This is a genomic window from Agrobacterium sp. BT-220-3 (assembly GCF_025910175.1).
In the GTDB taxonomy this organism is placed as follows: domain Bacteria; phylum Pseudomonadota; class Alphaproteobacteria; order Rhizobiales; family Rhizobiaceae; genus Agrobacterium; species Agrobacterium oryzihabitans.
Window position 1 is genome coordinate 1 of sequence record NZ_JAPAIX010000036.1, and the last position, 2,696, is coordinate 2,696.

3 protein-coding genes are annotated in these 2,696 nt (G+C 61.2%); all 3 read left to right on the forward strand.

The window, feature by feature from the left end:
• Positions 1-570: YsnF/AvaK domain-containing protein (locus OK142_RS25095; protein ID WP_498685715.1), on the forward strand; the 570-nt coding region annotated here is incomplete at its 5' end.
• A gap of 143 nt (positions 571-713) precedes the next feature.
• Positions 714-1,625 (forward strand): PhnA-like protein, encoded by a 912-nt coding sequence (locus OK142_RS25100; protein ID WP_138787459.1) that lies wholly within the window; start codon positions 714-716, stop codon positions 1,623-1,625.
• A gap of 111 nt (positions 1,626-1,736) precedes the next feature.
• A partial coding sequence (locus OK142_RS25105; RefSeq protein ID WP_498685716.1) for a L,D-transpeptidase family protein occupies positions 1,737-2,696 on the forward strand: 960 nt, incomplete at its 3' end.

The following is a 2,696-nucleotide window of genomic DNA, read 5'->3' on the forward strand; positions in this document are numbered from 1 at the left end:
GTCAGCAACGTCACCGCCGCCTCTTATGACAAGGTTATCGATATCCTCGATGACGAGGGCAGCATCGATCTCGATCAGCGCGCCGAGAGCTGGCGCTCGGAAGGCTGGAACCAGCAGGAGACCGTGAGTTCGTATGGCGCCTCCGCCAATCGTGCCAGCGCAACCGGAACGGCAGCTCTGGACGCCGGCCGTGAAGAGGTTATCCCGGTGGTCGAGGAAAAGCTTCGCGTCGCCAAGCGCGACCTCAACCATGGCCGCGTGCGTGTCCGTTCTTACGTGGTCGAAAATCCTGTCAGTGAACAGGTATCGCTGCGCGACGAGAACGTCAGCATCGAGCGCCGCACGGTCGACCGTCCGGTAACCGAAACGGAGAACGCCTTCGTCGACCGTACGATCGAGGCCGAGGAGCATCATGAGGAGGCGATCGTCTCGAAGGATGCGCGCGTTGTCGAAGAGATTGCTCTGCGCAAAACGGCCGAACAGCGCGAGGAGACCATCAGCGACAGCGTCCGCCGCACGGAGGTGGAAGTCGAAGATGAACGATCCGACCGTATTGTCCGCAAGGACTAATGGAAGGCTCTTCGTTTGATGAAGCTGCAGTTCGAGGCCGGCGATCCCATCGCCGGTCTTTTTTTTCTCTTGTGACACGGGAACCGATCTTCAATTGCGGCGTTAGTGTGGCACTCACGTTCCCGTGATGAAAAGGATGCACCATGACCGAACCTGTCTCCGTCCACGTGTCGCGCGAAGCGGCTTATGTCGACCCCTCCCTTACAGCCACATTGCACAAGGTGTCTTGGGGCGCGATCTTCGCCGGGGTCGTCCTGGCGCTTGCCGTCCAGTTCCTCCTCAATCTTCTGGGAGTGGGCATCGGCGCCGCCGTGATCGATCCCGCAACCTATGATAACCCGAATGCAAGCACCTTTTCCATAGCCGGTGGCGCGTGGTTCGTTGTGGCCGGCATTATTGCTTCCTTCGTCGGCGGTTATGCCGCCAGCCGCCTTTCCGGACGTCCGAGCCGCTCGACCGGCGGGTATCAGGGCGTAACCACCTGGGCTGTCACCACTCTTGTCATCCTCTACCTGCTGACCACGTCGGTCGGTGCCCTCATCGGCGGCGCGTTCAGCGGTCTGTCGAGCATTGTCGGCGGTGTCGGCCAGACGGCCGCGACCGCTGCCACGTCGGCGGCCCCTGCCCTTGCGACTTCTGCAAACCCGATGGCCGGGATCGAGCAACAGATCCGTGACGCGTCTGGCGGCAACGATCCGGCAGCCCTGCGTGATGCAGCCGTTTCGGCGGTCCAGGCCGCGGTGACCGGTGACCAGGCAAAGGCCGCAGATGCCCGCAATCGCGCCGCTGATGCGATCGCCAAGGCACAGAACATCCCGGTCGATCAGGCCCGCACCCAGGTCGAGCAGTACGAGAAGACCTATCGCGACAATGTTGCTGCGGCCAAGCAGCAGGCGCTCGAGGCGGCGCAGACGGCCACCAAGGCAGTGTCGGCCGGCGCGATCCTGGGCTTCTTCGCCCTCCTGCTCGGGGCTGTGGCGGCCTGGTTCGGCGGTTCCTACGGCACGAAGAAGGCGTTGCTTCTGGCGGAAACCACCACTCGCCGCACGATTTAACAAGAAGAAGGCCGCCGGAAACGGCGGCCTTCTTCCTTGCTTGATCTTTCTCCAATGAAGCCTCTCCATCCACCGGGTGGAGAGTCTCTCCCTAATTTATCGGTAGCCTCCATGCAGAATGCCTTTCGGCACTTTTCACTGACCGCCGCTCTAACGCTCTGTTCCCCAGCCTTTGCAGCGCCGATCGACGCACAAACCGTCAATACCACGGCGATCGCGTCCCTTCCGATCGAGGCGCCGGCGGAAAAACAGACCGAGCCCAATCCCGCCATCGTGCATCTGCAGGTCCTGCTCGACCGGGCTGGTTCATCGCCGGGCGTCATCGACGGTTATTTAGGCGACAACCTGACGAAAGCGATTGCCGGTTTCGAGACGCTTCAGGGTCTGCCAGTGGATGGGAAGCTCGATCCCGACGTACTGGGCCGTTTGACCGATGATGCCCCGGCCATCCAGGCCTATGCCATCACGCAAGAAGACGGAGAGGATATCGTCGAGAGCATTCCAAAAGACTATGCCGAGCAGGCGATCATGGAGCATCTCGGCTATACCAGCATTGCCGAGAAGCTGGCCGAACGTTTCCACATGCATATCGCGCTGATCAAGGCCCTCAATCCGACGGCGGCCTTCAAGCCGGGCGAAACGATCGCTGTCGCCATTCCCGGCGCTGCCAGGACCGGATCGGTCAAGCGGATCGAGGTTCATCGCACACTGGCGCAGGTTTTCGCTTTTGCCGAAGACAGCTCGCTGCTCGCGGTCTATCCAGCGACAATTGGCAGTGAGGACAGTCCCTCACCAACCGGTACTCACAAGGTTAAGGGCGTGTCGCGAATGCCGACGTACACCTACAATCCGAAGATCAATTTCCAGCAGGGCAACAACAAGAAGATCCTTGAACTGCCGAGCGGGCCGAATGGTCCTGTCGGGACAGTCTGGATCGACCTGACAGAGCCTACCTACGGCATTCACGGCACGCCAGTACCGGAGCTGATCGGCAAGGTCGGATCGCATGGATGTGTTCGGCTGGCCAACTGGGACGTCGAGGAACTGGCCGGCATGGTCAAGCCGGGCGTC